Genomic DNA, 25,077 nt, shown 5'->3' with positions numbered 1-25,077 from the left:
TCGACGGCCTCGGGCCGCGCGCGGAGGGTGCCGGCGTGGATGCTGGCGCCCTTCGTGGCGGTGATCTTCATGCTCTTCCCGGCGGGCGCGGCCTGGGCCCACCCGCTCGACATCTCCTGGCAGACGTCCTACGTGACGGTGGACACGGGCCGGGTCACCGTAGAGGTGAAACTCTCGGCGGGTGTACTGGTCGCCCCTGCCCTGATCGCCGCTCTGGACCGCGACGGCGATCGGGTCTTCAGCGCGGCGGAGGGCAGCGCGTACGCCCGTACCGTGATGGCGAAGTTGACCCTCCTGGTGGACGACGCGGCCGTCGAGCTCTCCCCGGCCGGCGTCACGCTGCCCACCTACGCCGAGGCCGCGGCGGGTTACGGCACGCTCCGGATCACCGCGACCGGCGTCCTCCCATCGGCGACCGGCGATCACACGCTGCTCTACCGCAACGACTTCACCCCGGCGAAGCCTCGCTACCAGGCGACGGTCTTCACCGCGAAGAACGCCCCCGTCTCGGTCGGCCGGCAGACCCACGACGAGGATCAACAGCAGGTCCAAACCTTTTTCTCCGTACGGTCCTCAGCCGCCGCGAGCTCCCCGCCGACGACGTCCGAGGAACACTCGACGACCCGCCTCCTGCCGGTCTCCGCCACCGCCGTCATAGTCCTACTGGCCACCGGATTACTCATCCGAACCCTCGCCCGAAAGACGTGACCGCCAGAGGCTGCGCCTCCGATGGCGATGTGGCCATCGGACGATATGCTGAGCGCCACGCCCCTGTAGCTCAGCTGGCCAGAGCACCCGTCTTGTAAACGGGAGGTCGTCGGTTCGATCCCGACCGGGGGCTCGGTTGGGGGCACTGTGCCCGCGGAAAGCGCGGGCCTGCGCCCTCGCTATGCCGACCGGGGGGGCCGAGCCCCCCGAGCCCCCCGCGTTGCGATGGTTGCGGAGGCCGGGGAGGTCGAGCTCGCCGCGTTGCGATGGTTGCGGAGGCCGGGGAGGTCGAGCTCCCCGAGCCGCCGCGTTGCGATGGTTGTGGAGGCTGGGGGGCGAGCCTCCCGGGCCGCCGTGGTGTCCCCGGAGGCCGGCAGACGCCGGGACAGGGTCTCCAGCGCGCTCAGCCGCAGGTGCCCCGGAGCCGTTCCCGCTCGCACAGCACCCAGTCGTCGTACCAGCCGATCAGCAGGTCCTCCCGGATCAGCTCGGGAAATACGGTTCGTCGACCATGACCGGCTCCCGGGGGAGGCGCCCGCACCGATGCGGCCGGGTCCTCCCGGCTCCCACGCTGGTGAGCCGTGCCGGGGCGGTCAAGCGAGTCAACGACACCGGGTACACGTCGGCGGGACGCCCCGTTCCCGGAGCGCCCCGCCGACGGTGACGCCGATCAGCTGTAGGTGCGGCGGCGGGTGACCTCGGCCAGGGTGACGGCTGCGGCGACGCTCGCGTTGAGCGACTCCACGTCGGAGGCCATCGGGATGCGGACGCGCAGGTCGCAGGTCTCGCCGACCAGGCGGGAGAGCCCACGGCCCTCGGAGCCGACGACCACCAGCAGCGGGCCGACGGCGGCCTCCAGGTGGTAGAGGTCCGTCTCGCCGTCGGCGTCCAGGCCGATCGCGGTGAAGCCGGCCTTCTGTGCCGACTTGACCGCGCGGGTCAGGTTGACCACCTGGGAGACCGGGACGCGGGCCGCGGCACCGGCCGACGTACGCCACGCGGTGGCGGTGATGCCGGCCGCGCGGCGCTCGGTCATGAAGACGCCGTGCGCGCCGAAGGCGGCCACCGAGCGGATCACCGCGCCGAGGTTGCGCGGGTCGGTGATGCCGTCCAGGGCGACCAGCAGCGGAGCGGTCTGCTCCAGGGCCGCGGCGACCAGGTCGTCGAAGTCCTCGTACGCGAACGGCGGCACCTGGAGGCCGACGCCCTGGTGCAGGACGCCGCCGGTCATCCGGTCCAGCTCGTGGCGGCTGATCTCCAGGATCGGGATGCCGCGGTCGCCGGAGGTCCGGACGATCTCGGTGACCCGCTCGTCGATGTCGATGCCCTGGGCGACGTAGAGCGCGGTCGCCGGGACCAGCGCGCGCAGCGCCTCGACCACCGGGTTACGGCCGAGCAGCAGCTCGGGACCTTCCTTGGTGGGGTTGGAGCGGCGGCCCGGCGCGACCCGGGGACCCCGCGGACCGGAGGCGCGGCCGCCCCGCGCGGCGGCGGTGGCCCGGGTCATGCTGGTGCCACGGCCACCACCACGGCCCCAGGTGGTGTCCTTGGTGCCGGGCTGGCCGATCTTGGGCGCCCGGCCCTCGGCGGCCGCGGCCCGGCGCTCCTTGTCCTGCTTGCGCGCGGTCTTCTCGGGCAGCTTCTCGGTGCCCGAGTAGCCCTTGTGCCAGGGGCGCTCGTCGGCGGGCAGGGTCTTGCCCCGGCCCTTGAGGCTCGCGCGGTTCTTGCCGCCGGACCCGCCGGCGGCGCCCTTCTTCGAGGTGGAGCGCTTGCTCGCGTTCTGTGAATTACCCGGCATCAGTGCTGCTCTCCTACCGTCCATCGCGGCCCGGCCGGAGTGTCCTCCACCTGAATACCCGCGTTCTTGAGCTGGTCGCGCACCGAGTCGGCGGCCGCCCAGTCCTTGCGTGCGCGTGCCTGCGCACGTTGTTCCAGAGCCAGGGCGACCAACGAGTCGACCACCGGCTTCAGGTCGTTGCCGCCCTCGCCGCCGTCCCAGGCGCCGTCGAGCGGGTCGAGGCCGAGCACCCCGAGCATGGCCCGGACCGCGGTCAGCGCGCCCCGGATGGCCGGTTCGTCCCCGGCGGCCAGGGCGGTGTTGCCCTCACGGATGGTGTCGTGCACGACCGCGAGCGCCGCCGACGTGTTCAGGTCGTCGTTCATCGCCTCGGCGAAGGCCGGCGGCACCGCCTTGGGGCGGCCGTTGCCGACCACCTCGGAGGCGCGCTGCACGAAGCCCTCGATCCGCCGGTACGCCACCGCGGCCTCGCGCAGCGCCTCGTCGGTGTAGTCGATCCGGGAGCGGTAGTGCGGGCTGCCGAGGTAGTAGCGCAGCTCGACCGGGCGGATCCCGGACTCGACCACCGAGGTCAGGTCGATGACGTTCCCCAGCGACTTGCTCATCTTGGAGTCGCCCAGGTTGAGCAGGGCGTGGTGCACCCAGAACCGGGCGAAGCCGAGTCCGGCCGCCTTGGACTGGGCCACCTCGTTCTCGTGGTGCGGGAAGGTCAGGTCGAGCCCGCCGCCGTGGATGTCGAACTCGTCGCCGAGGTAGCGCCGGGCCATCGCGGAGCACTCGATGTGCCAGCCGGGGCGGCCCTTGCCCCACGGGGACGGCCAGTACGCGTCCAGCGGCTCGTCCGCCTTCACGCCCTTCCACAGGGCGAAGTCGCGGGCGTCGCGCTTGTCCCGCTCCGGCGCGTCACCGGCCGAGCGCATGTCCTCGGGCTTCTGGCCGGAGAGCGCGCCGTAGCCCCGGTAGGAGAGCACGTCGAAGTAGACGTCGCCGTTGCCGGCGGCAGCCGGGTACGCGTGACCGCGATCGATCAGCGAGGCGATCATGTCGTGCATGTCGGTGATGTGCCCGGTGGCCAGCGGCTCGTACGTCGGCGCCAGCACGTTGAGCGAGCGGTAGTCGCGGTCGAGCAGCAGCCGGTTCTCGTACGCGATCGCCCAGTAGGGCTGCTTCTGGTCGATCGACTTCTGCAGGATCTTGTCGTCCACGTCGGTGACGTTGCGGACGAAGGTCACCTCGTGACCGGTGTGCAGGAGCCAGCGCCGCAGCACGTCGTAGTTGACGGCGGACCGAAGATGACCGATGTGTGGGGAGGACTGCACGGTGACGCCACACAGGTAGATCCCCACCTGACCGGGAGTCATCGGGACGAAGTCCCGGACCGATCGAGTCGCGGTGTCGTACAAGCGCAGAGTCACCGTACAAGGGTACCGACCCATGGGAAGCAGAAATCGCCCCGCCCGTGCCGACACGAGCGGGGCGATTCCCGATGGAGAGATCAGTGCCCGCCGACCGCCGCATAGGCGTCGACGATGCCGTAGCCGTAGAACCCGTTGAACTGCTTGTCGCCCGAGCAGTACGCGTTGAACTCCGTGGAGCGCCCCTCGTTCGTGTAGGTCTGCAGGCGCGGCTCCGGGCAGGCGTGCTCCGCCGCACTGCGGTAGAGCTGCTGCTCGACCTTGTCCGGCGCGAGCGTCAGGCCACCGTTGCGGCGGTCCGGGGTGCCGTACCGGCTGACGATCAGCGCGCCGACGCCGGCCGCGTGCGGCGAGGCCATCGAGGTGCCCTGCAGGTACGTGTAGTACCCGCACTTACCGGCCTTGGTGCAGTCCTTGAAGACCGACGCCGAGCCCGCGTCGGTGACGTTGCCGTCCGCGTCGACCAGGCCCTCCTCCTGCAGCACCTTCAGCGGGTAGCTGGAGAGGATCTCGTTACCGACGGTCTGGAACGTGTCGGTGCCGTAGCCGTCGCGGTACCAGCCGCCCGGGGCGGAGACCGAGATCTGCTCGGTGCCGTAGTTCGAGAAGTCGGACTTCTTGCCGGACGGGCCGAGCGAGGACACGCCGATCACGTGCGGTCCCTCGACGGGCAGGTCCCAGCAGGTGCTGTTGTCGATCGGCCGGTCGTACGGGTCCGCCCCGTAGTCCGGGCTGGAGATGTCGGTCCGCGGGCTGCCCAGGTCCTCGTGGTTGTTGCCGAGCGCGCCGAACATCGTGACGCCCTTGGCGTGCGCGTAGTTCAGGGCCCGCTTCATACCGGTGATGATCGCCTGCTGCTCGGCCTGCGCCTCGGGGCTGTCCGCCGGGTTGGCGGTGCAGTTGTAGAGCCACGGGTCGACGTAGAACGACATGTTCACCACGTCGATGCCGTGGTCACCGGCGTACGTGAGCGCGTTGACGACCGGGTCGAGGAAGAAGTACCCGGAGTCCTGGCCGCCCTTGAGCTCGACCAGCGTGACGTTCGGAGCGACGCCGGAGACGCCGGAGCCGTTGAGCGCGGCGCCGATGGTGCCGGCCACGTGGGTGCCGTGCCCGCCGTCGTCGGTGCCGACCGGGTCGAGGCAGCCCGCCACCTCGCACTCGCCGTCGATGTCGGCGATGTCCGGGGCGAAGTTCTTCGACAGCTTGCTGCTGAAGTTCGGCGCGAGGTCCGGGTTCGATGCGTCCAGGCCGGTGTCGAGCACGCCGACGGTGACGCCCTTCTCGCCGGATTCGATCTTGCGAGCCTTGTCCGCCTTGACCATGGCGAGGCCCCAGAGCTTGTCGTCCAGCGGGTCGGACTTGGCCGGGCCCTGGCCCTTGCCGCCCTTGCCCGCGCTCGACAGGCCCTTCTCGACCTTCTCGATGCCGTTCGGCGCATAGCCGATGGCCTTGCGCTCGCTCGCCCCGATCAGGGCGGCCGAGGCGGTCGCCTTGGTCTCGAAGGTCGCGTCGGTCGAGGTCACCCGGTAGACACCGACGGCCTCGTTGCTGCTCACGACGGTGCCGCCGGCTGCCTTGATGGCCGCCACGGCCTCCGTCGCGGAGGCGCCGTCGGCCGCCACGACCGTGTAATCGACCACGGCCGTCGGTTCCGCCTGAGCGGATCCTGGGACCGTGGTCAGGAACGCCAGACCCGTCACTGTTGCGACGGCTCCGGCGGTGAGGCGTCTTCTCATGGAATGCGCTCCTCCTGGAGTTGGTATTCCGCATCCCATCGAGAAAGATCGCTCAGCGCAAGATGGGCGACTGTCAATTTCACGGCCGTGTCATCTTCAGAACGTCCAGGGCTTCGTCCAGCTGAGCCTCGGTGAGCTTGCCCGAGGCGAGATGCCCCCGTTCGATGACCACCTCCCGAATCGACCGGTTCGTGGCGAGTGCCTGCTTCGCGATCGCGGCCGCCTCGTCGTAGCCGAGGACCCGGTTGAGCGGGGTGACGATCGAGGGAGAGCCTTCCGCGTACGCCCGGGCGACCTCCTCGTTCGCCTCGAGGCCGGCGACGCAGCGGTCGGCCAGCTGGCGGGCCACCGCGGCCAGCAGCCGGATGGATTCCAGCAGGTTGCGGGCCATCACCGGGAGCATCACGTTGAGCTCGAAGTCGCCCTGCGTGCCGGCGAAGGCGACCGCGGCGTCGTTGCCGATCACCTGGGCGACGACCTGGCGGACCGCCTCGGGGACCACCGGGTTCACCTTGCCCGGCATGATCGACGAGCCCGGCTGCAGGTCGGGAAGGCGCAGCTCACGTAGGCCGGCCCGGGGACCGGAGCCCATCCAGCGGATGTCGTTCGCGATCTTGTAGAGCCCCACGGCCACCACCCGGAGCTGGCCGGACGCCTCGACCAGCGCGTCCCGGGCACCCTGCGCCTCGAAGTGGTCGCGCGCCTCGCTCAGCGGCAGGCCGGTGTCCCGCTTGAGCAGCTCGATCACCGCGGGCGCGAACCCGGGCGGGGTGTTCACCCCGGTGCCGACCGCGGTACCGCCGAGCGGGAGCTCCCCGAGCCGGGGCAGCGTGGCGGTGAGCCGCTCGACGCCGTTGCTCACCTGCTGGGCGTACCCGGAGAACTCCTGTCCCAGGGTGACCGGGGTGGCGTCCATCAGGTGGGTCCGGCCGCTCTTCACCACGGCCGACCAGGCGCGCGACCGCTCCCGCAGCGCGCCGGCCAGGTGGTTCAGCGCCGGGATCAGGTCGGCGCTGACCGCCTCGGTGGCGGCCAGGTGGATCGAGGACGGGAAGACGTCGTTGCTCGACTGCGACGCGTTGACGTGGTCGTTCGGGTGCACCTGACGGCCCAGCTCACGGACGGCCAGGGTGGCGATGACCTCGTTGGCGTTCATGTTCGACGAGGTGCCGGAGCCGGTCTGGAAGACGTCGACCGGGAACTGGTCGTCGTAGCCGCCCGCCACGACGTGCGCCGCCGCGGTCACGATCGCGGTGCCGAGATCCTTCTCCAGGACCCCGAGCTCGGCGTTGACCTGCGCGGCCGCCCCCTTGATCCGCGCGAGCGCCCGGATGTGCGCCGGCTCCAGACCGCGCCCGGAGATCGGGAAGTTCTCCACCGCACGCTGCGTCTGCGCCCGCCACAGCGCGTCGGCGGGCACTCGCACCTCGCCCATGGTGTCGCGTTCGACCCGGTAGCCACTCTGATCAGTCGTCACCGGACCATCCTCTCTCGACCGGTAAGGACTGTCTTGCGGATCAGGCGAGAGAAGCCTTACGGCCCGAAGGGGAACAACCACCACAAGAGCTACGACGCGGCCAGCCGGTCCGCGACCTCGAACCGCTCCGGGGTGCCCATCGCCTCGAACCGCCGGTACGCCTCCGTCCAGAGTTCCCGTGCCTGATCCGGATCGGTCTCGGCAACGCACTCGGCGATCCCGGCCAGGGCCCGCGCGATCGAGAAGTCCAATCCCGCCCTCCGGGCGATCAGCAGGGACTGCTCGAAGAGCTCCCGGGCCGCGCCGGCCTCCCCGGAACGGAGCATCGTGGTCGCGTAGTCGTGCCGGAACTCCGCCTGGAACCTGCGGTCGCCGAGGCGGTCGACGATCTCGATGGCGATCCGGTGCTCGGCGATCGCCTCGTCGAAGCGGCCCTGCTCGGCGCGGAGCCCGGCCAGCGCGCTGTGCACGTCGCTCTCGAGCGCGACGAAGCCGCCGGACCGGGTCAGGAACAGCGCGACGGCCAGGTACCGCTCCGCCGACTCCGGCGTGCCCAGACCGGCCTTGCGCTTGGTGCTCTGGATGAAGAGGAGCGCGTTGGCGATCTGGTGCACGTCCCGGTGTTCGACCGCGGCCATCAGGCGCCGCCGGTCGACTGCGAGCGACTCGCGGTACCGTCCCAGCCGGCTGAGGCTGGTGCTGAGGTAGTTGAGCTGCGACGGGGTGTGCAGGACCCGGCGGGTCAACGGCAGCATCCGCAGCGACCGTTGAATGGTCTCCACCGTGTCCTGGAACCGGCCGGTCGCCTCGTGGATGGCGGCGAGATTGCCCAGCGCGGCGGCGAGGCGGCCGAACTCGCGCTGGTCCTCCCAGATCCGGATGGCCTTCTGCAGGATCTCCCGCGCCCGGCGGTAGTCCGCTTTCCGGAAGTGCACCGAGGCGAGGTAGTTGGCCGTCATCGCGATGCCGTTGCGATCGCCCGCCTCCTCCGCGGCGGCCAGGGCGCGCCCGTGCAGGGCGTCGATGTCGCCGCCGTACCCGCGGTAGAAGAGCAGGTACCAGACGGCGCGGGCGAGGAACCAGGTGAACCGTGCCTGGCCGGAGGAGATCGCGAGATCCGTGAAGGCGAGCAGGGACGGCCGCTGCCGCTCCACCCGCGCGCCGGGGTCGTCGATCGCGTCCAGCAGGTCGGGACGGGAGGCCGGCACCGGCGCCAGATCCGGGGTCAGGCCGTTACGGTAGATCGGGGTCGAGCTCAGAGCCGCCGCGTGCACCTCGAAGTTCAGCACCTCGAGGGCCACCCGGCGCGCCTCGTCGGCGGGCAGCTCGTCGGCGAGGCCGGCGGCGAACTCGCGGAGCAGGTCGTGCAGGCGGAAGACGCCCGGCTCCGGCTCCTCGATCAGATGCCCGTCCAGCAACTCGTCGAGCAGGTCCTGGGCCCCGGAGAGCGGCAGCCCGGTGAGCACCGCGGCGACCAGCCCGTCGAAGACCACGCCCGGATAGACGCCGAGCAGCCGGAACAGCCGCCGGGCGGGCTCGCCGAGCTGCTCGTAGGAGAGCGCGAACGCGCTCGCCACGCTCCGGTTCTCCACCGCGAGCTCGGGCAGCGCAGCCTCGCCGAGCCGTTCCAGCAGCTCGGCGACGCGCCAGCGGGGCCGGTGCGCCAGCCGCGCCCCGGCCAGCCGGACCGCGAGCGGCAGGCCGCCGCAGCGCCGGACCACCTCGGCCGCCGCGACCGGCTCGGCACGCACCCGTGGCCCGGCGATCCGCTCCAGCAGGGCGAGCGCCTCGTCCGGGTCGAGGATCGGCAGCGACTCCGGCTGCACCCCGTCCAGTCCGGCCAGCCGGCGCCGGCTGGTGATCAGGGCGAGGCCGCCCGGCGCGGTCGGCAGCAGATCGGCGACCTGCGCGCTGGACGCCGCGTTGTCGAGCACCACCAGCACCCGGCGCCGGGCGAGCTCGGTCCGCCACAGCCCGATCCGGTCGACCAGGTCGTCCGGGATCGCCTCCGCGCTCAGGCCCAGCTGGCGGAGGAGGATCAGCAACGCGGCGGACGGGTCGACCGGCTCGTGCTCGCTGTGTCCCTGCAGGTCGATGAAGAGGTGCGCGTCCGGGTACTCCTCGCCGACCAGGGCGGCCAGGTGCAGCGCCAGGGTGGTCTTGCCACCGCCGGCCATCCCGTCGACCACCACCACCACGGGACCGGCCGGGCCGGCGGCGGTGATCCCGGCGGCGAGGCGGGCTACCAGTCCGGCGCGGCCGGTGAAGTCGGCGACCGTCCGCGGCAGGCAGCGCACCACCGCGGTCGGCCCGGCGAGCGGCGCGGACCGGCCCGCGAGCGCCTCCCGGTGCAGTTCCTGCAGCTCCGGGCCGGGTTCGATGCCCAGTTCCTCGATGAGCACCTGGCGGGCCCGGCGGAACTCGGCCAGCGCGTCCGCCCGGCGACCGGCCCGGACCAGCGCGGTCATCAACTGCCCGCGCAGCCGTTCCCGCAGCGGGAAGCGCTCGACCAGGCCGCCCAGCTCGCCGATCAGCTCGCGCTCCCGGCCAGCCGCCAGCTCCAGATCGGCCCACTCCTCGACTGCCAGGGCGTACCGCTCGTCCAGCGCCGCGGCGGCCTGACGCACCGCCGGCGCGTCGATCTCTGCGCAGACCGGGCCACGCCACAGATCCAGGGCCTTCCGGTACGCCGTCCGCCCACCGGCCCCGGTCAGCTCCCCGAAGGCGAGCGCGTCCAGCTCGTCCGGCGCGGGGTTCATCCGGTACCCGGCCGGATCGGAGAGGATCGCACCAGGCGGCAGCACGCGGCGCAGCCGGGAGACGCACGTCTGCAGCTGCCCCCGGGCCGTGGCGGGCGGATCCACCTCCCACATCGCCTCGATCAGCGCGCTGGCGCCGACCACCCGCCCGGGGTTCAGGAGCAGCATGACCAGCACGATCCGGTCCCGGCCCGCGGTGACCGCGACCGGACGGCCGCCGACCTCGACCTCGATCGGACCGAGGATCCGGTAGCGCACCGGCGCGCTCACGGCACGGCCAGGGCGGCCCGTGGCGCGGCGATCCGCCGGGCCACGTCGCGGCGCTCCGGTACGCCCATCCGCTCGAACAGCTCCCCCGCCTCGGTCCAGAGCTCCCGGGCCAGGTCCGGATCGCGCACCGCCGCGCACTCGGCCAGCCCGGCCAGGGCACGCGCCGTGGAGTACGGCAGGCGCAGCTTCCGGGCCAGGCGCAACGAGGCCTCCAGGTGGTCGCGGGCCGCGCCGGTGTCGCCGGATCGCAGCAGCGTGATCGCGTAGTCGTGCAGGTACTCCGCCTCCGCCCGCTTCTCGCCGACCCGGGCGGCCACCTCCACGGCACGCCGGTGCGAGACCAGCGCCCGGTCGGTGTCGCCCTGCTCGGCCAGGATCCGCGCGAGGGCGTTGTGCGCCGACGCCTCCACCCCGGCCAGGCCCAAACGAACGGTCAGCCGGAGGGCCGCCGCAGCGTAACGCCACGCCAGCGCGGGCGTGATCTGGCCCAGGCGGAGCCTCACATTCTGGATACGCAGCAGGCAGCCCGCCACCTCGTGCAGATCGCCGGCCGTCCACGCCGCGAGCAGCCGCAGCCGGTCCAGGCGCAGCGCCTCGGGATAGCGGCCGAGCTGCTCGTACGCGACCGCGAGGTTGAGGATCAGCGCGGGCGACTCGAGCCGCATCCGGTCCAGCACCATCCGCCGCCGGGCGGCCAGCGCGGTCTCGGCAGCCTCGGCGAACCGGCTGGTCGCGAGGTGCACGGTGGCCAGGTTGCCGAGGATGTTCCCGACGCCGGGGTCGCCGCGCCGCTCCCGGATGCGCAGCGCGGTCTGCAGGTGTTCCAGGGCCCGCTCGTGCTCGGCGAGGCGGTAGTGCACCGAGGCGAGGAAGTTGGCCGCGGTCGCCATCCCGCTCTCGTCACCGGCCGCCCGCGCGGCGGCCAGCGCCCGCTCCTGGAGTACCCGGACGTCCTCGTGGTAGCCACGGAAGTAGAGCAGGTACCAGGCGGCCCGGGGCAGCAGCCAGGCGTACTCGGGGTGCCCGCTGGCCTCGGCCGCCGCAGCGAACGCGCCGAGGTCCGGCCGGTGCCGTTCCAGCCGGGCCGCCGGGTCGTCGATCGCCGCCAGCAGGTCCGGTCGCAGGCACGGGTTGTCCCGGAGCTCCACCTGGCGCATCCGCTCGTGGGTACGCGCCTGACAGGCGCTGAGCGCGTGCGTCTCCAGGTTGAGCACGCTGTGCAGGGCCTCCCGGCGCTCCGGCTCGGGGCGGTCGGCGGCGAGCGCGGCGGCGAACTCGCGGAGCAGGTCGTGCAGGCGGAAGACGCCCGGCTCCGGCTCCTCGATCAGGTGCCCGTCCAGCAACTCGTCCAGCAGGTCCCGGGCCCCGGCGAGCGGCAGCCCGGTCAGCGCGGCGGCGGCCGGCGCGTCGAAGTTGCTGCCGGGGTAGACGCCGAGCAGCCGGAACAGCCGCCGGACGGGCTCGCCGAGCTGCTCGTAGGAGAGCGCGAACGCACTGGCCACGCTCCGGTTCTCCACCGCGAGCCCGTCGAGCGCCGCCTCGCCCAGCCGGTCCAGCAGATCGGCGACCCGCCAGCGGGGCCGATGCGCCAACCGGGCCCCGGCCAGCCGGACCGCGAGCGGCAGGCCACCACAGCGCCGGACCACCTCGGCGGCGGCCACCGGCTCCGCGCGTACCCGGGGGCCGGCGATCCGCTCCAGCAGGGTGAGCGCCTCGTCCGGGTCGAGGACCGGCACCGGCTGCGGGGAGACGCCGTCCAGACCGGCCAGCCGGCGGCGGCTGGTGACCAGCGCCAGCGTGCCCGGCGCGGTCGGCAGCAGGTCCTCCACCTGGGAGCTTCCCGCCGCGTTGTCCAGGACGACGAGGGCACGGCGGCGGGAGAGTTCGGTACGCCAGAGCGCCGTCCGGCCCACCACGTCCGCCGGGATGCTCTCCGCGCCCAGGCCCAGCTGGCGCAGCAGCACGAGCAGCGCGGCGGACGGCTCCACCGGCTCGTGCTCGCTGTGCCCCTGCAGGTCGACGAAGAGGTGCGCGTCCGGGTAGTCCTCGCCGACCAGCGCGGCCAGGTGCAGCGCGAGGGTGGTCTTGCCGCTGCCCGCCATCCCGTCGACCACCAGCACGGCGGGTCCGGTGGGGTCGATCTCGGCGGCCAGCCGGGCGATCAGGTCCCGGCGGCCGGTGAAGTCGTGGACCGTACGCGGCAGGCAGCGCACCGGCGGCCGCTCGACCGGCGGGGGACCACCCAGGACGGTCCGGTGCACCTCCTGGAGCTCGGGGCCGGGCTCGATACCCAGCTCCTCCTCGAGCACCCGGGAGGCTCGCTGGAACTCGGTCAGCGCGTCCGCCCGCCGGCCGGCCCGGGCCAGCGCCGTCATCAGCTGCCCGCGCAGCCGCTCGCGCAGTGGGAACCGCTCCACCAGCCCGCCCAGCTCGCCGATCAGCTCCCGCTCACGCCCGGCAGCCAGCTCCAGGTCGGCCCAGTCCTCGATCGCCAGCGCGTACTGCTCGTCGAGGACCGCGGCGCTCTGGCGCACCCCCGGCGCGTCGATCTCGGCACAGGCCGGGCCACGCCAGAGATCAAGAGCCTTCCGGTACGCCTCCCGGTCGCCGTCCACCCGAGCCTGCTCCACCGTACGGGTGAAAATCGTCGAGTCCAGCTCGTCCGATCCGACCTGGATGCCATATCCCGCCCGATCCGTGAGGATCACGCCTACTGGCATGATCCGCCGCAATCGCGATATACATGTCTGCAGCTGATTGCGGGCCGTCGCCGGCGGCCGCGATCCCCAGACCGCGTCGATGAGCTCACCCGCCCCGACGATCCGTCCGGGGTTCAGGAGCAGCATGGTCAGCACGACCCGGTCCCGACCGGCCGTGACGGCCACTGGGCGTCCCTCGACGGCGACGGACAGCGGCCCCAGAATGCGGTAGCGCATGGTTGCCACATCCGTTCCCCGAACCGGCCATCGAGCCTAACCGAGGCGTGAGAGCAGAACGACAGCGGAACGAGAGCGACCTCGTGCATCGTCTTCCTCGTGCCGTTCTGCCGCCGATGCTTCCACATCGCCCCCAGAACGCGGTGGGACGGCCACAGCTTCAGGCAACGGGGGTGAACAGCCCGTCCGCGGCACACCGTGGGCGGGCTGTTCGTATCTTGATGATCACTCACGGTTGGACGAGCCCGGAAACGGCACGTACCGTCGGCGGAGTTTGGTTGCCCCCGACGAAGAGGATCCACCGATGCGACCCGCCATCCTGGCCGTGCTAGCCGGCAGCCTGCTGCTGACCGCCACCGCCTGCGAGAGCGAAGCGGACACCTACCACCTCGCGGAGCCGACGCCCTCCACCACCACCGCAACCCTCCCGCCCGAGCCGGACTACTCGGCCGACACCACCGCGGTCTGCGGCCGGCTGGAGAAGGTGTTCAGCGGCGAACTGAACGACTTCGGCACGGCGATCGGCAAGATGATCGCCTACAAGGAGGCCAAGCAGACCGCGAACGCCGAGAAGGCGGAGAAGTCCGCGGCGGCCGAGCTCAAGTCGGCGGGCACCCAGATCCGCAAGGAAACGAGCGGAGCCCAGAACCCCGAGCTCAAGGCGGCCGGCGAGTCCTCGGCGACGAAGTTCGAGGAGAGCGCCGAGGACCGGACGTACATCAAGAAGATCAAGACCACGTCGGACCTGGACAAGACCCTCAAGGCCCAGCTGACCGAATGGCTCAGCCCGGTCGCCGGCTACTGCGGCTGACGGCCGGCGCACACGGGTGCGCTACGGCCGGGAGCACGGCGTGGCCGCGCCCCGGCCGGCTCAGCGCTTGCCGATGTTCAGGACCGGTTTCGGCTTGGTGACCTCGGCGAAGAAGTCGTCGCCCTTGTCGTCGACGACGATGAAGGCGGGGAAGTCCTCGACCTCGATCTTCCAGACCGCCTCCATGCCGAGCTCGGGGAACTCGAGCACCTCGACGTGGCGGATACAGTCCTGGGCCAGCCGGGCCGCCGGGCCGCCGATCGAGCCGAGGTAGAAGCCGCCGTACGTCTTGCAGGCGTCGGTGACCTGCTGGGATCGGTTGCCCTTGGCCAGCATCACCATCGAGCCGCCCTCGGCCTGGAACTTCTGCACGTACGAGTCCATCCGGCCGGCCGTGGTCGGCCCGAACGAGCCGGACGCGTAGCCCTCCGGGGTCTTCGCCGGTCCGGCGTAGTAGACCGCGTGGTCGCGCATGTACTGCGGCATCGGCTCACCGGCGTCCAGCCGCTCGGCGATCTTGGCGTGCGCGATGTCCCGGGCCACCACGAGCGGACCGGTCAGCGAGAGCCGGGTCTTCACCGGGTACTTGGTCAGCTCGGCGCGGATCTCGTCCATCGGCCGGTTGAGGTCGATCCGGACGACCTGCTCGGTCTCCAGGTGCTCGTCGGTGACCTCCGGCAGGAAGCGGGCCGGGTCGGTCTCCAGCCGCTCCAGCCAGACGCCGGACGGGGTGATCTTGGCGACCGCCTGCCGGTCGGCCGAGCAGGAGACCGCGATGGCGACCGGGCAGGACGCGCCGTGCCGGGGCAGCCGGACCACCCGGACGTCGTGGCAGAAGTACCGCCCGCCGAACTGGGCGCCGATGCCGAAGTCGCGGGTCAGTTCCAGCACCGCGGCCTCCAGCTCCAGGTCGCGGAAGCCGTGCGCGCTCATCGAACCGGCGGTCGGCAGGTTGTCCAGGTATTTCGCGCTGGCCAGCTTCGCGGTCTTCAGCGCGTGCTCGCCGCTGGTGCCGCCGATCACCACCGCCAGGTGGTACGGCGGGCAGGCGGAGGTGCCGATCAGCCGCAGCTTCTCGTCCAGGAACTGCATCATCCGCTGCGGGTTCAGCAGCGCCTTCGTCTCCTGGTACAGGTACGACTTGTTGGCCGAGCCGCCGCCCTTGGCCATGAAGAGGAATTTGTACGCGTCCGGGTGCCCGTTCGGGTCCTCGGCGTAGAGCTCGATCTGGGCCGGCAGGTTCGAGCCGGTGTTCCTCTCGTCCCACATGGTCAGCGGGGCGAGCTGGGAGTAACGCAGGTTGAGCCGGGTGTACGCCTGGTAGACGCCGAGCGCGATGGCCTGCTCGTCGAGCCCGTCGGTGAGCACGTGGCGGCCGCGCTTGCCCATCACGATCGCGGTGCCGGTGTCCTGGCACATCGGCAGCACGCCGCCGGCCGCGATGTTCGCGTTGCGCAACAGGTCCATCGCGACGAACCGGTCGTTCGCCGAGGCCTTCGGGTCGTCGATGATCGCCCGCAGCTGCGCCAGGTGGGCCGGGCGCAGGTAGTGCGCGATGTCGTGCATCGCCTCGGCGGTGAGCTGGGTCAGCGCGGACGGCTCGACGGTCAGGAAACGGCGCCCGCCCGGGCCCTCCACGACGTCCACGCCCTCGTCCGTGACCAGGCGGTACTCGGTCAGGTCGTCGCCCGTCGGCAGGAGCGGCGAGTAGGTGAAAGCGGCGCCAGTGCTCATGAGCCGCAAGCCTAGGCCAGCGGTGACCCGGTGTGCGAACCCGCTCCCCGGATCAGGAGAACGGCAGGTAGGCCATGTCCCGCCCGGAGACCAGGATCATTCCGTCCGGCCCGGTGGCGAAAACCTTCGCATCTGTCCGCACATCGGCACGAATCGCTCCGTCCGCGCGGGTCAGCGCCGTCACCTTTCCGGAGGAGACGACGACCACCGCGTTCGGAGTGATCGCCACGCCGGCCTTCTCCTTCCCGCTCTGCCGCCAGACCGTCTTGCCCTTGCTGAACGACCAGCCCCGCAGCGCGCCGTCACCGTCCCGGATCACCGCGTACCCGTCGTCGATCGCGAGCACCTCGGCCTTCTTGTCGCCGTACCAGAGGATCCGCCCGTCATAGGCATTGATCAACTGCTTTCTCCCGTACGGGTCGACGCCGAGCAGTACGTTGTCCCCGCCGGCCGGATCCCGGTCCTGTTCGCAGGCCGACCCGCTGCTCGCCGTGCGCAGGTTGAGCCCGTCCCGCTTCCAGACCAGCCCACTGCGCGGCGGGTCGGTGGCGGCCACCGAGAAGTAGCAGGTCCCGTCGCCCGCGGAGCCGGTGATCGTCAGCACCCGACCGGCGACCACCGCGATCCGCTGGTCCGCGCCGGCCTGGACGGTCTGCACCAGGCGCCCGGTCGCGGTGTCGATCACCCGGACCCGCCCGTCGTCGGGCAGCCCGAAGAGGCCGGGCATCTGGGTGGGCCCGGCGACGTCGTCGTCCACGTCGTCGGTGCCGAGCCGCTGGGTGTCCGGCAGGTCCGGGTTCGCCGCGTCCAGCACGAAGCCGATGCTGCCGGTGCCGACCTGCCAGAGCTGGGCGCCCGAGCGCGGATCCCACGCGGTCAGCCGGCAGTCGTCACCCTTGGCGCAGCGCAGGTCGACGATCCCGTTCTGGTACGTCCAGACCGCGCTCGCCTCGGTGTCCGCCCGTTTCACCACCCCGGTATGCGGGTCCAGCACCTGGTAGCCCTTGGTGAGCAGCCGCCCGGTGACGACCACCGCGTCGGCGCCCTTGCCCGCCACCTCGGCCCAGTCCGCGTCCGAGCCCCAGAGCTTCACCGCCGCGGTCAGCCCGTACGCCTCCACCGAGGTCCGGTACTCGACCAGCACGGTGTCGCCGACCACCGCCACGCTCTGCGGGGTGCCGCCGAGCCGCTGCTGCCAGGTGGTGCCGGGCGCGATCGGCTCGCTCGTGTTGATCCAGGTCCAGAGCTTGGGGAACGGGTTCCACACGCCGGTCGCGGCCAGGACGGTGATGACCGTGGCGGCGACGAACGTGTATCCCTTCCACGAGCCAGCCATGCGGGCAGGTTAATGGCCACGATCCACACCACCATTGAGCGCGAAAAGCCCGTGTCATTGGCTTATTACCGAGTTGCGGCCTTTGTCAGGGGCACCGTCCGGTACGGGATCAACTCGGCCAGCGCGATGATCGTATGGGCCCGGCGGATGCCCTCGTAGCCGACGATCTGGTCGATCACCCGCTGCAGATCGGCGTTGGACCGGGCCACGATCCGGCAGAGGATGTCGCCCTCGCCGGTGATGGTGTGCGCCTCCAGCACCTCGGGAATCTCGGCGAGATGATCGGCGACCGCATCGTGCCCGTACCGCTGACTGATCTCCAGGGTCACGAAGCTCGTCACCCCGAAGCCGATCGCGGCCGGCGCCACCTCGGGCCCGAAACCCTTGATCGCCCCGCGCGAGGTCAGCTTGTCCAGCCGGGCCTGGACCGTGCCGCGGGCCACCGCGAGACGCCGGGAGAGCTCGAGCACACCGATCCGCGGCTCGGCGCTCAGCAGCGCGATCAGGCGGGCGTCGAGCGCGTCGAGCTGGACAGTCTGCTCACCCATCACCGGAAACTACCGTACGGATAGCGCAGGTTGCCCATCCCGAAAGCCCACTATTGCCCAGCCCTCTGACCTGGCGCAATGTCAGTCTGCATGACGCAGAGCTTCCACGGCGGCTCCGCCGCATCGCACAGCCACACCGTCGACGTGCTGGAGAACGAGAACAGCACCGCCGACGTCTTCCCCGTCCAGGGCGTCGACCATCTTCGATTCATGGTGGGGAACGCGCGGCAGGCGGCCCACTACTACTCGACCGCCTTCGGAATGACCTGTGTCGCGTACCGCGGTCCCGAGCAGGGCTACCGGGACCACGCCGAATACGTGCTGGTCAGCGGTAAGGCGCGGTTCATCCTGACCGGCGCGGTGCACGCCGGCGCGCCCGCCGCCGCCCATGTCGCCGCGCACAGCGACGGGATCCAGGACATCGCGCTCCAGGTGCCGGACGTCGACGCGGCCTTTCGGCACGCCGTCGAGGCCGGGGCGCGTGCCGTGGTCGCGCCGCACGACGAGAGCGATGAGCATGGCACGGTCCGGATCGCCGCGATCGCCACGTACGGCGACACCGTGCACTCGCTGATCGACCGCTCCCGGTACGAGGGCCCGTTCCTGCCCGGCTTCGTCGTCCGGCACCCCATCGTCTCGGTCCGCCCCAAGCGGTACTTCCAGGCCGTCGACCACGTGGTGGGCAACGTCGAGCTGGGCCGGATGGACGAGTGGGTGGAGTTCTACCGCCGGGTCATGGGCTTCACCAACATGGCCGAGTTCATCGGCGACGACATCGCCACGGACTACTCCGCGCTGATGAGCAAGGTGGTCGCGGACGGCACCCGCAAGGTCAAGTTCCCGCTGAACGAGCCGGCCGTCTCGGCCCGCAAGTCCCAGATCGACGAGTACCTTGAGTTCTACGGCGGCCCGGGCGCCCAGCACGTCGCGCTCGCCACCAACGATATCCTGGCCACCGTCGACGCCATGCGCGGCGCCGGTGTCGAGTTCCTGGACACCCCTGACTCCTACTATGACGATCCGGAGCTGCGTGCCCGGATCGGCCGGGTTCGTGCCCCGATCGAGGAGCTCAAGAAGCGGAAGATCCTGGTCGACCGGGACGAGGACGGGTACCTTCTGCAGATCTTCACCAAGCCGGTCCAGGACCGCCCCACGGTCTTCTTCGAGCTGATCGAACGGCACGGCTCGCTCGGTTTCGGCAAGGGCAACTTCAAGGCGCTCTTCGAGGCCATCGAGCGGGAGCAGGATCGACGCGGCAACCTGTAGCCCCGGGCCTGGGATTTGTGGGCCGGGTCCTGGATCAGACCGGCGCGCAGGGAACCGTCAGGCACTTCTGGTAAAGGTTTGCGCATGAGTTCCCTTCCCGCGGGTTGGTACAAGGACCCGGCCGACACCAGCACCCAGCGCTACTGGGACGGTGACGGCTGGCTCGGCGCGGCCATCCCGGCCGACGCGGTCCCGCCGGACGGGCCGCCCGCGGTCGAGGCGGAACCACCGGCTACCCCTTCGGCCACGCTTCCGTACCCCCACTCGGCCACCCCTTCGGCCGCCTCGTCGGCCACCTCTTCAGGCGCCCCGCCAGCCACTCCGGCCGCCCCTTCAGGCGCCCCTCCGGCCGAAACGACACCGCAGCCGTACAACGCACCCCAGAACCAGCCGCAGCCCGGCTTCGGCCCCCCGCCGAACTGGCACCCGGGGTGGGGCCCGCAGGCTCCGCCCGGACAGAGCTGGCAGCAACCGCCCCCGGGCTGGCAGTCCCCGCCGCCTCCCCAGGGCTACCAGGCTCCCCAGGGCTACCCGGCACCCCCGCCCGAGGGCTACCCGGCACCCCCGCCCCAGGGCCACCAGACGCCCCCGCCCCAGGGCTGGCAGACGCCGCCGCAGGGCTGGCAGGGCCCCCCGCCCGGTTGGCAGGGCCCGTACCCGGGGTGGCAGCAGCCGCCGGCGCAGGGCTGGCAGCCGCCGCCCGGGGCGCAGCCGCCGCACGCCTACCTCTACCCGATTCCCGAGGCGCGACCGCACGGCATGGCGCTGGCCGGACTCGGTCAGCGGCTGATGGCCCGGATCATCGACATCGTGCTCGTGCTCGTGCTCAACGTGGCCATCAACGGCTGGTTCGTCTACCAGTGGCTGCAGGACTTCATGCCGATCTACCGCGACTACATGGACCAGGTCATGGCCGGCCAGGAACCGACGGTCATGCAGCCCACAGCGAAGATGCAGACGCTCTCCTGGGCCGTGGTGCTGATCGCCACCCTGGTCTGGCTCGCCTACGAGGCACCCTCCATCGCCTCCCGCGGACAGACCCTGGGCAAGCGGCTGATGCGCATCAAGGTGGTCCGCCTGGAGAGCACCGAGCCGATCGGTTTCGGTCGCGCGTTCGCTCGTTGGGCCCGGATCGGCATGTGGACCCTGTTCTGGTGGTGCGGTCTCGGCCTGGTCCTCCAGTTCCTGGACTCGATCTCCCCGCTCTTCGACCAGCGCCTCCGCCAGGCCTGGCACGACAAGGCCGCCGCCACCGTGGTCATCGCCCTGCCACCCCCCATCCCGACCGCCCCCGGCGTTCCCGGCTCCGCCCCGGGCCCCGGCACTCACGGCTCCGCCCCCACCCCGGGCCCCAGCGCTCCCGGCTCGGGCGTTCCCGGCTCGGGCACCTCTGAACCCGCACCCGCACCGAAAGACATTCCCGGAGGACCGCAATGACCCGGCTGACCCGCTCCGACCTGGACGCGCTGCCCGCGTACGTGCCCGGCCGCAACGTCGCCGACCTCGCCCGCGAACTGGGCATCGCCGAGGCGATCAAGCTGGCCAGCAACGAGGTGCCCTACGGCCCGCTCCCCGGCGTGGTCGAGGCGGTCACCGAGGCCGCCCGGAGCATGCACCGGTACCCGGACATGGGCGCACTCGCGCTCCGCGACGCACTCGCCGAGCGCCTCGACGTGGCGGCCGACCGGATCGTCACCGGCTGCGGCTCGGTGGCGCTCGCCGAGATCCTGGTCAAGGCGACCTGCCTCCCCGGCGACGAGGTGATCTACTCGTGGCGCTCCTTCGAGGCGTACCCGATCATCGCCGCCGGCGCCGGCGCGACCAGTGTGCGCGTCCCGAACACCGCCACCCACGAGCACGACCTGACCCGGATGGCCGCGTCGATCACCGACCAGACCCGTCTGATCTTCGTCTGCAACCCGAACAACCCGACCGGCGCCGGCATCCGGAAGGACGCGCTGGACCGATTCCTCGACGCCGTCCCGTCCGACGTGCTGGTGGTGCTCGACGAGGCGTACCGCGAGCTGGTCACCGACCCCGAGGTGCCGGACGGCGTGCAGACGTACGCCGACCGCCCCAACATCGTCGTGCTCCGGACCATGAGCAAGGCGTGGGGCCTGGCCGGTTTGCGAATGGGCTACCTGGTCGCCGCCCCCGAGGTCGCCGCCGCGATCCGCAAGGTGCTCACGCCCTTCTCCAGCAGCACGGTCGCACAGGCGGCCGCACTCGCCGCGCTCGACCAGGAGGACGAGGTCCGCCGCCGGTGCGCCCTGGTCACCGCCGAGCGGGAGCGGGTCACCGAGGCGCTGCGCAAGCTCTCCGTCGAGGTACCCAGCAGCCAAGCCAACTTCGTCTGGCTCCCGCTCGGCGACCGCGCGGCCGCTTTCGCCTCCTCCTGCGAGAACCGAGGCGTCATCGTCCGCGCCTTCCAGCCCGACGGCGTCCGCGTCACCATCGGCACTCCTGAGGAGAACGACGCCTTCCTCGCCGCCGCCGAAGCCGCTCTCTGACCCCAGCCGCACGAGCCACCCGCCGACCCGGGCGGATCCACGCCCGGTCGCGCCCCGAGCTGATCGGCCGGCCAACCCCGTTCGAACGGCCGGCCCCGTTCGATCGGCCGGCCCCGATCGAGCGGCCGGCCCTGTTCGAACGGCCACCGCCTGACCTCTTCGGTCAGCTTCCGGCGGCGCCGGCCTCCCCACTCGGTCGCTCAGTTGACGAAGAGGATTTTTCTGGCGTTTTGTCGGTTTATCGGATTGCGTGACGCCGGTAATGCGATTTGCCGCGGTCAGTGGGCGGCGAGAACCTCGGCCTCGGCGGCGTGGTACTCCTCGGCACTGATCCGGCGAGGAAAGACCTGACGTGACGTGATCACAATCAGACATGCCAGGACCGCCATCATGGCCGCGAGGACCGGCAGCGCCCCGAGATTCCCGGAACTCACGAACACCTGGCCGACGAACGCCCCGCCGCCGATACCGATCTGGAACGCGACCACGTTCACCGCCGAGGCCGCGTCCCGGGCGGTCGGCGCCACGCGCAGGGCCGTCGACCCGAAGACGGTCGGGATCGCGGTGAACGCGCCGCCCCAGAGCAGTGCCGCCAGCACCGCGGGCACCACCCCGAGCACCGGAGCCAACAGCGCCACGGAACCCGCCTGCACCGCCATCAGAGTGATCAGCAGCGGTCCCGGGCTCCGGTCCACAAACCGCCCCGAGACGAAGTTGCCGGCCAGCCCGACGGCGCCGTACCCGAGCAGCAGCACACTCAGTGCCACCCCCTCCAGCCCGGCGTCCCGCCGTACCAGCGGGGCGATGTAGGTGTACGCCGCGAAGTGCCCGGTCACCACGGTCATGGTCACCAGACTGAGCCGGAGTACCCGCGGATTGCGCAGGATCCGCACCGAGTTCAGCAACTGCTGCCCGGTGCGCGTGGCCATGTCCCGGGGCAGCGGCGGCAGTTTCGGGAGGAACGCGAACAGCAGCACGACACAGATCGCCCCGCCGACCGCCATCAGCCCGATCGCCACCCGCCAGCCCAGCCACTGGCCGAGCGCCGTACCCAACGGAACCCCGACCACGGTCGCGAGCGAGTTCCCGGTGAAGACCATCGCGGTTGCCCGCCCTGCCTGCCCCGGCGGCGCCAGCCGAGCGGTGACCGGAGCGATCACCGACCAGAAGACCCCGTGCGCGAGTGCACAGATCAGCCGGGAGAAGACCAGAATCGGAAAGCTGGGCGCGAACGCCGCGGCCGCCTGCGCCACAACGAAGATCGCTACCGTAGCGGCGATCAACATGTGCCGGGGCACCCGCATGGTGAGGGCGGTGAGCGGAATGGTGCTCAGCGCCGCGACCACGGCATAACTGGTCAGCAGCAGCCCGACCTGGGCTTCGCTGACATGGAGGCCCGCCGAGATCTGCGGCAGCAGACCGACCGGGAGGGTTTCGGCGGTCACGTAGAAGAAGGCGGAGGCTCCGAGAACGATCATCGCGGGGCGGTTGAAGCTCACCTCCGTAGAATAAGCTTGAAGCAAGAGCATAAAAAGGGGATCGGATGTGACGACGCGCTCCACCGAACTGCTCCAGGTGGTGCACCGCACCCCTGGCGTGACCCGTGCCGACGCCGCCCGCGCACTCGGCGTGGGCACCGGCGCCGCCACCGAGCTGGTCACCAAGCTGAGCCGCGCCTCGCTGCTGGTGCAGGGCCCGGCCGCCCCGAGCGGCACCCGAGGCCGCCCCACCACCGTGCTCCTGCCCCACCCCGAGGGCCCGCTCGCCCTGGCCATCTCGATCACCCACGAGTCCTGGCGCATCGACGTCGTCGAACTCGGCGGCACCACCGCCGCCTCCCGTCAGGGCCGCAACGCCGGCGCCGACTGGCCCCAGGTCCACGCGGCCCTCCGCACCGCAATCCATCAGCTCCGCCTCCTGTACGGCCACCGCCTCCGCGCCATCGGCGTCTCCGCCCCCGGCACCGTCACCACCTCGACCACCGCCACCACCTCGACCACCGTCACCACCCCGGCTGCCGCCACCCCGGCTGCCGCCACCCGTGACGTCGTCCCCACCACGAGCCTCGCCACGTCGCGCCCACCTCGCGCCGGTAGCACCGCCACGACTCCGGACACCCTCGCTTCCGGGACCACCTCCGGAGGCGGCTCGCGGTCGTGGTGGATGAACGCGACCACCGCCGGTTGGCTCGACGTGGATCTGACCACGCTCTACCCCGACGCCGAGGTCTTCGTCGCCGGCAACGACGCCACCCTGGCCGCCGCCGCCGAGTCCCATCGCGGTGCCGCCGTCGGCGCGTCCGTCGCCCTCCACCTGCGCATCGAGGCCGGCCTCGGTGGCGCGGTGGTCGAGGACGGCCGCCCCGTCACCGGCGCGCGCGGTGCCGCCGGCGAGTACGGCCACATGCCCTTCGGCGATCCCTCCATCCCCTGTGCCTGTGGTGCCTCCGGCTGCTGGGGGATGTCCGTCGACGGCACCGCACTGGCCCGCCATCTGAAAGCCCCGCCGCCGGTGGACCCCATCTCCTACGCCCGTCGCGTCATCGCCACCGCCGTTCCTGCCCTTCCCGCCCTGCACACTCTTCTCTCTGCACCCACTCCCCCACCACCAGGCACACCCCCGAATTCAGTGCCGGGAAAACCCGCAACTCCGCTGCCGGGCACACCCCCCGGTCCATGCCATGTGGCCCCACCGCTCAGCTTGGAGGTAACCCCGCCGGTCGCCGCACCGGGCTATCCGCAGGACGGCACACCAGGCACTCCACTCCCCGGCAAAGCGGAGGAGAATACGGCTGGCGGGCAGGCACTCGACCGAGCTAACGTCCAGAGCGCCGCCCCGCTCGACATCGATCCCGCAGCTGCCGCAGAAGCGGTCCGGGCCATCGCCGCCTCACTCGGCCGGGGTATCGCGGGGCTGGTCAACGGCCTCGACCCCGACCTGGTCACCCTCGGGGGCCTCGGCGTCGATCTGCTGGCGGCGGTTCCTGACGAGATACAGAGCGCCTACCGAGCCGGGCTGATGTCCATCCACCGCGACTCGCCGCCTCCGATCGTCCCGGCCCTGCTCGGCGAGAACGGTCCCATCGCCGGCGCGGCCGCGGAGGCCTGGACAGCACTCCTGCCGCACCTCGCCTAACTCCGTCCCGCGAGCCCGCCAGTCCTCCCGCAACTCATCAACCCGCCAGCCAGGCGGCGAGGCGGCGAGGCGGCGAGGCGGCGAGGCGGCGAGAAGGGTGTGTCACTACCAGCGACACACCCTGGAGTCCCCACCGTCCGTGTTCGCGTGCTCGCCTCGTTCTCGGTGCCGCCGCTTACGACCGGGGCTGCAGCAGCACACGATCGGCGCTGGCAAGGGCGGCACCGGCACACATAACGCGATCGTGCCGCCCTACCGCCCGCCCGGGGGCGCCACAAGCACTCACACCGCGATCGTGCGCTCCCACCGCCCCGAAACGGCCGACCGTGCGCTCCCACCGCCCCCGCAAGCCGGACCGTGCGCTCCCACCGCCCCTACCGGCCCAACCGCGTGCGCCCATCGCCCCCAACCGACCGGACCGCGTGCTCCGGTCGCCCTTTTCGGGCCTATCGCGGGCTCCAACCGCCCCTAACAGGGACTGTACAAATAACGGTGTAACTCCTGATCAAGGAGACGCATCTGATGACCATGACAACTGACGCCGTGGATACTGCCGCGGTGGCGAAGAAGCAGCAGTCGTTGGAGCCTGGCCTGCCGGGCGGGGTGGATGCCGAGCTGATCGGTCAGCTTGTCGA

General features: G+C 71.6%; 16 protein-coding genes, 1 tRNA gene and 1 pseudogene. 7 read left to right on the top strand and 11 right to left on the bottom strand.

Annotated features, from left to right (window positions below; all coding sequences use genetic code 11):
• Positions 1-39 precede the first annotated feature (39 nt).
• Both AB0M08_RS13685 and AB0M08_RS13680 read left to right on the top strand, forming a co-directional pair.
• Positions 40-708, top strand: a complete 669-nt coding sequence (locus AB0M08_RS13685; protein WP_364492425.1) for a hypothetical protein — start codon at positions 40-42, stop codon at positions 706-708.
• Positions 709-767: 59 nt separating this feature from the next.
• A tRNA-Thr gene (locus tag AB0M08_RS13680) sits at positions 768-841 on the top strand.
• Positions 842-1,091: 250 nt separating this feature from the next.
• On the opposite strand, the pseudogene AB0M08_RS13675 reads toward AB0M08_RS13680, so the two are convergent.
• The 7 genes and pseudogenes from AB0M08_RS13675 to AB0M08_RS13645 form a co-directional block, all read right to left on the bottom strand.
• Positions 1,092-1,189: pseudogene (locus AB0M08_RS13675) on the bottom strand (transcriptional regulator); the annotation flags it as partial.
• Positions 1,190-1,378: 189 nt separating this feature from the next.
• Positions 1,379-2,506 (bottom strand): 23S rRNA (guanosine(2251)-2'-O)-methyltransferase RlmB, encoded by a 1,128-nt coding sequence (rlmB, locus tag AB0M08_RS13670; RefSeq protein WP_364492424.1) that lies wholly within the window; start codon positions 2,504-2,506, stop codon positions 1,379-1,381.
• Positions 2,506-3,921, bottom strand: coding sequence for a cysteine--tRNA ligase (gene cysS / locus AB0M08_RS13665; RefSeq protein WP_364492423.1), 1,416 nt, complete (start codon positions 3,919-3,921; stop codon positions 2,506-2,508). The genes rlmB and cysS overlap by 1 nt, the downstream gene beginning before the upstream one ends.
• An 80-nt stretch (positions 3,922-4,001) precedes the next feature.
• Positions 4,002-5,660 (bottom strand): S8 family serine peptidase, encoded by a 1,659-nt coding sequence (locus AB0M08_RS13660; protein ID WP_364492422.1) that lies wholly within the window; start codon positions 5,658-5,660, stop codon positions 4,002-4,004.
• 79 nt (positions 5,661-5,739) lie between these two features.
• Positions 5,740-7,137: a class II fumarate hydratase gene (locus AB0M08_RS13655; RefSeq protein WP_364492421.1), complete on the bottom strand. Its 1,398-nt coding sequence runs from the start codon at positions 7,135-7,137 to the stop codon at positions 5,740-5,742.
• Between the two features lie 89 nt (positions 7,138-7,226).
• A complete protein-coding gene (locus AB0M08_RS13650) occupies positions 7,227-10,166 on the bottom strand; it encodes a BTAD domain-containing putative transcriptional regulator (protein ID WP_364492420.1) in 2,940 nt (979 codons plus the stop codon).
• Positions 10,163-13,102: a BTAD domain-containing putative transcriptional regulator gene (locus AB0M08_RS13645; RefSeq protein ID WP_364492419.1), complete on the bottom strand. Its 2,940-nt coding sequence runs from the start codon at positions 13,100-13,102 to the stop codon at positions 10,163-10,165. Before AB0M08_RS13645 ends, AB0M08_RS13650 begins: the two co-directional genes overlap by 4 nt.
• A 304-nt stretch (positions 13,103-13,406) precedes the next feature.
• On the opposite strand from AB0M08_RS13645, the gene AB0M08_RS13640 reads away from it, so the two are divergent.
• A complete protein-coding gene (locus AB0M08_RS13640; protein ID WP_364492418.1) occupies positions 13,407-13,913 on the top strand; it encodes a hypothetical protein in 507 nt (168 codons plus the stop codon).
• 60 nt (positions 13,914-13,973) lie between these two features.
• Here AB0M08_RS13640 and AB0M08_RS13635 read toward each other — a convergent pair whose 3' ends face one another.
• The 3 genes from AB0M08_RS13635 to AB0M08_RS13625 all read right to left on the bottom strand — a co-directional run bounded on the left by AB0M08_RS13635 (position 13,974) and on the right by AB0M08_RS13625 (position 17,531).
• Positions 13,974-15,647: a fumarate hydratase gene (locus AB0M08_RS13635; RefSeq protein ID WP_364492417.1), complete on the bottom strand. Its 1,674-nt coding sequence runs from the start codon at positions 15,645-15,647 to the stop codon at positions 13,974-13,976.
• Between the two features lie 52 nt (positions 15,648-15,699).
• Positions 15,700-16,983, bottom strand: coding sequence for a PQQ-binding-like beta-propeller repeat protein (locus AB0M08_RS13630; protein ID WP_364492416.1), 1,284 nt, complete (start codon positions 16,981-16,983; stop codon positions 15,700-15,702).
• A 65-nt stretch (positions 16,984-17,048) separates the two neighbouring features.
• Complete coding sequence (locus AB0M08_RS13625) at positions 17,049-17,531, bottom strand: Lrp/AsnC family transcriptional regulator (RefSeq protein ID WP_364492415.1); 483 nt, start codon at positions 17,529-17,531, stop codon at positions 17,049-17,051.
• Between the two features lie 90 nt (positions 17,532-17,621).
• Between AB0M08_RS13625 and hppD the strand changes: the two genes are divergently transcribed.
• The 3 genes from hppD (at position 17,622) to hisC (ending at position 21,307) form a co-directional block, all read left to right on the top strand.
• Positions 17,622-18,797, top strand: a complete 1,176-nt coding sequence (hppD, locus tag AB0M08_RS13620; protein ID WP_364492414.1) for a 4-hydroxyphenylpyruvate dioxygenase — start codon at positions 17,622-17,624, stop codon at positions 18,795-18,797.
• A gap of 84 nt (positions 18,798-18,881) precedes the next feature.
• Positions 18,882-20,234, top strand: coding sequence for an RDD family protein (locus tag AB0M08_RS13615; protein WP_364492413.1), 1,353 nt, complete (start codon positions 18,882-18,884; stop codon positions 20,232-20,234).
• Positions 20,231-21,307, top strand: a complete 1,077-nt coding sequence (gene hisC / locus AB0M08_RS13610; RefSeq protein WP_364492412.1) for a histidinol-phosphate transaminase — start codon at positions 20,231-20,233, stop codon at positions 21,305-21,307. Before AB0M08_RS13615 ends, hisC begins: the two co-directional genes overlap by 4 nt.
• A 278-nt stretch (positions 21,308-21,585) precedes the next feature.
• Here hisC and AB0M08_RS13605 read toward each other — a convergent pair whose 3' ends face one another.
• On the bottom strand, positions 21,586-22,806 hold the full coding sequence (locus tag AB0M08_RS13605; protein ID WP_364492411.1) for an MFS transporter: 1,221 nt from the start codon (positions 22,804-22,806) through the stop codon (positions 21,586-21,588).
• Positions 22,807-22,852: 46 nt separating this feature from the next.
• On the opposite strand from AB0M08_RS13605, the gene AB0M08_RS13600 reads away from it, so the two are divergent.
• On the top strand, positions 22,853-24,442 hold the full coding sequence (locus AB0M08_RS13600; RefSeq protein WP_364492410.1) for an ROK family protein: 1,590 nt from the start codon (positions 22,853-22,855) through the stop codon (positions 24,440-24,442).
• Positions 24,443-25,077: the final 635 nt, after the last annotated feature.

It is taken from the genome of Actinoplanes sp. NPDC051851, assembly GCF_040681165.1.
GTDB lineage: Bacteria > Actinomycetota > Actinomycetes > Mycobacteriales > Micromonosporaceae > Actinoplanes.
The sequence above is the reverse complement of the archived record's forward strand: the minus strand, read 5'-3'. Positions and strand labels throughout refer to the sequence as shown.

What these genes read in the sequence shown, in the direction of transcription:
- rlmB (WP_364492424.1), bottom strand. Translation starts at nt 2,506, where the DNA reads ATGCCGGGTAATTCACAGAACGCGAGCAAGCGCTCCACCTCGAAGAAG.
- AB0M08_RS13615 (WP_364492413.1), top strand. Translation starts at nt 18,882, where the DNA reads ATGAGTTCCCTTCCCGCGGGTTGGTACAAGGACCCGGCCGACACCAGC.
- AB0M08_RS13685 (WP_364492425.1), top strand. Translation starts at nt 40, where the DNA reads ATGCTGGCGCCCTTCGTGGCGGTGATCTTCATGCTCTTCCCGGCGGGC.
- AB0M08_RS13635 (WP_364492417.1), bottom strand. Translation starts at nt 15,647, where the DNA reads ATGAGCACTGGCGCCGCTTTCACCTACTCGCCGCTCCTGCCGACGGGC.
- hppD (WP_364492414.1), top strand. Translation starts at nt 17,622, where the DNA reads ATGACGCAGAGCTTCCACGGCGGCTCCGCCGCATCGCACAGCCACACC.
- AB0M08_RS13640 (WP_364492418.1), top strand. Translation starts at nt 13,407, where the DNA reads ATGCGACCCGCCATCCTGGCCGTGCTAGCCGGCAGCCTGCTGCTGACC.
- AB0M08_RS13660 (WP_364492422.1), bottom strand. Translation starts at nt 5,660, where the DNA reads ATGAGAAGACGCCTCACCGCCGGAGCCGTCGCAACAGTGACGGGTCTG.
- AB0M08_RS13625 (WP_364492415.1), bottom strand. Translation starts at nt 17,531, where the DNA reads ATGGGTGAGCAGACTGTCCAGCTCGACGCGCTCGACGCCCGCCTGATC.
- hisC (WP_364492412.1), top strand. Translation starts at nt 20,231, where the DNA reads ATGACCCGGCTGACCCGCTCCGACCTGGACGCGCTGCCCGCGTACGTG.
- AB0M08_RS13630 (WP_364492416.1), bottom strand. Translation starts at nt 16,983, where the DNA reads ATGGCTGGCTCGTGGAAGGGATACACGTTCGTCGCCGCCACGGTCATC.
- AB0M08_RS13645 (WP_364492419.1), bottom strand. Translation starts at nt 13,102, where the DNA reads ATGCGCTACCGCATTCTGGGGCCGCTGTCCGTCGCCGTCGAGGGACGC.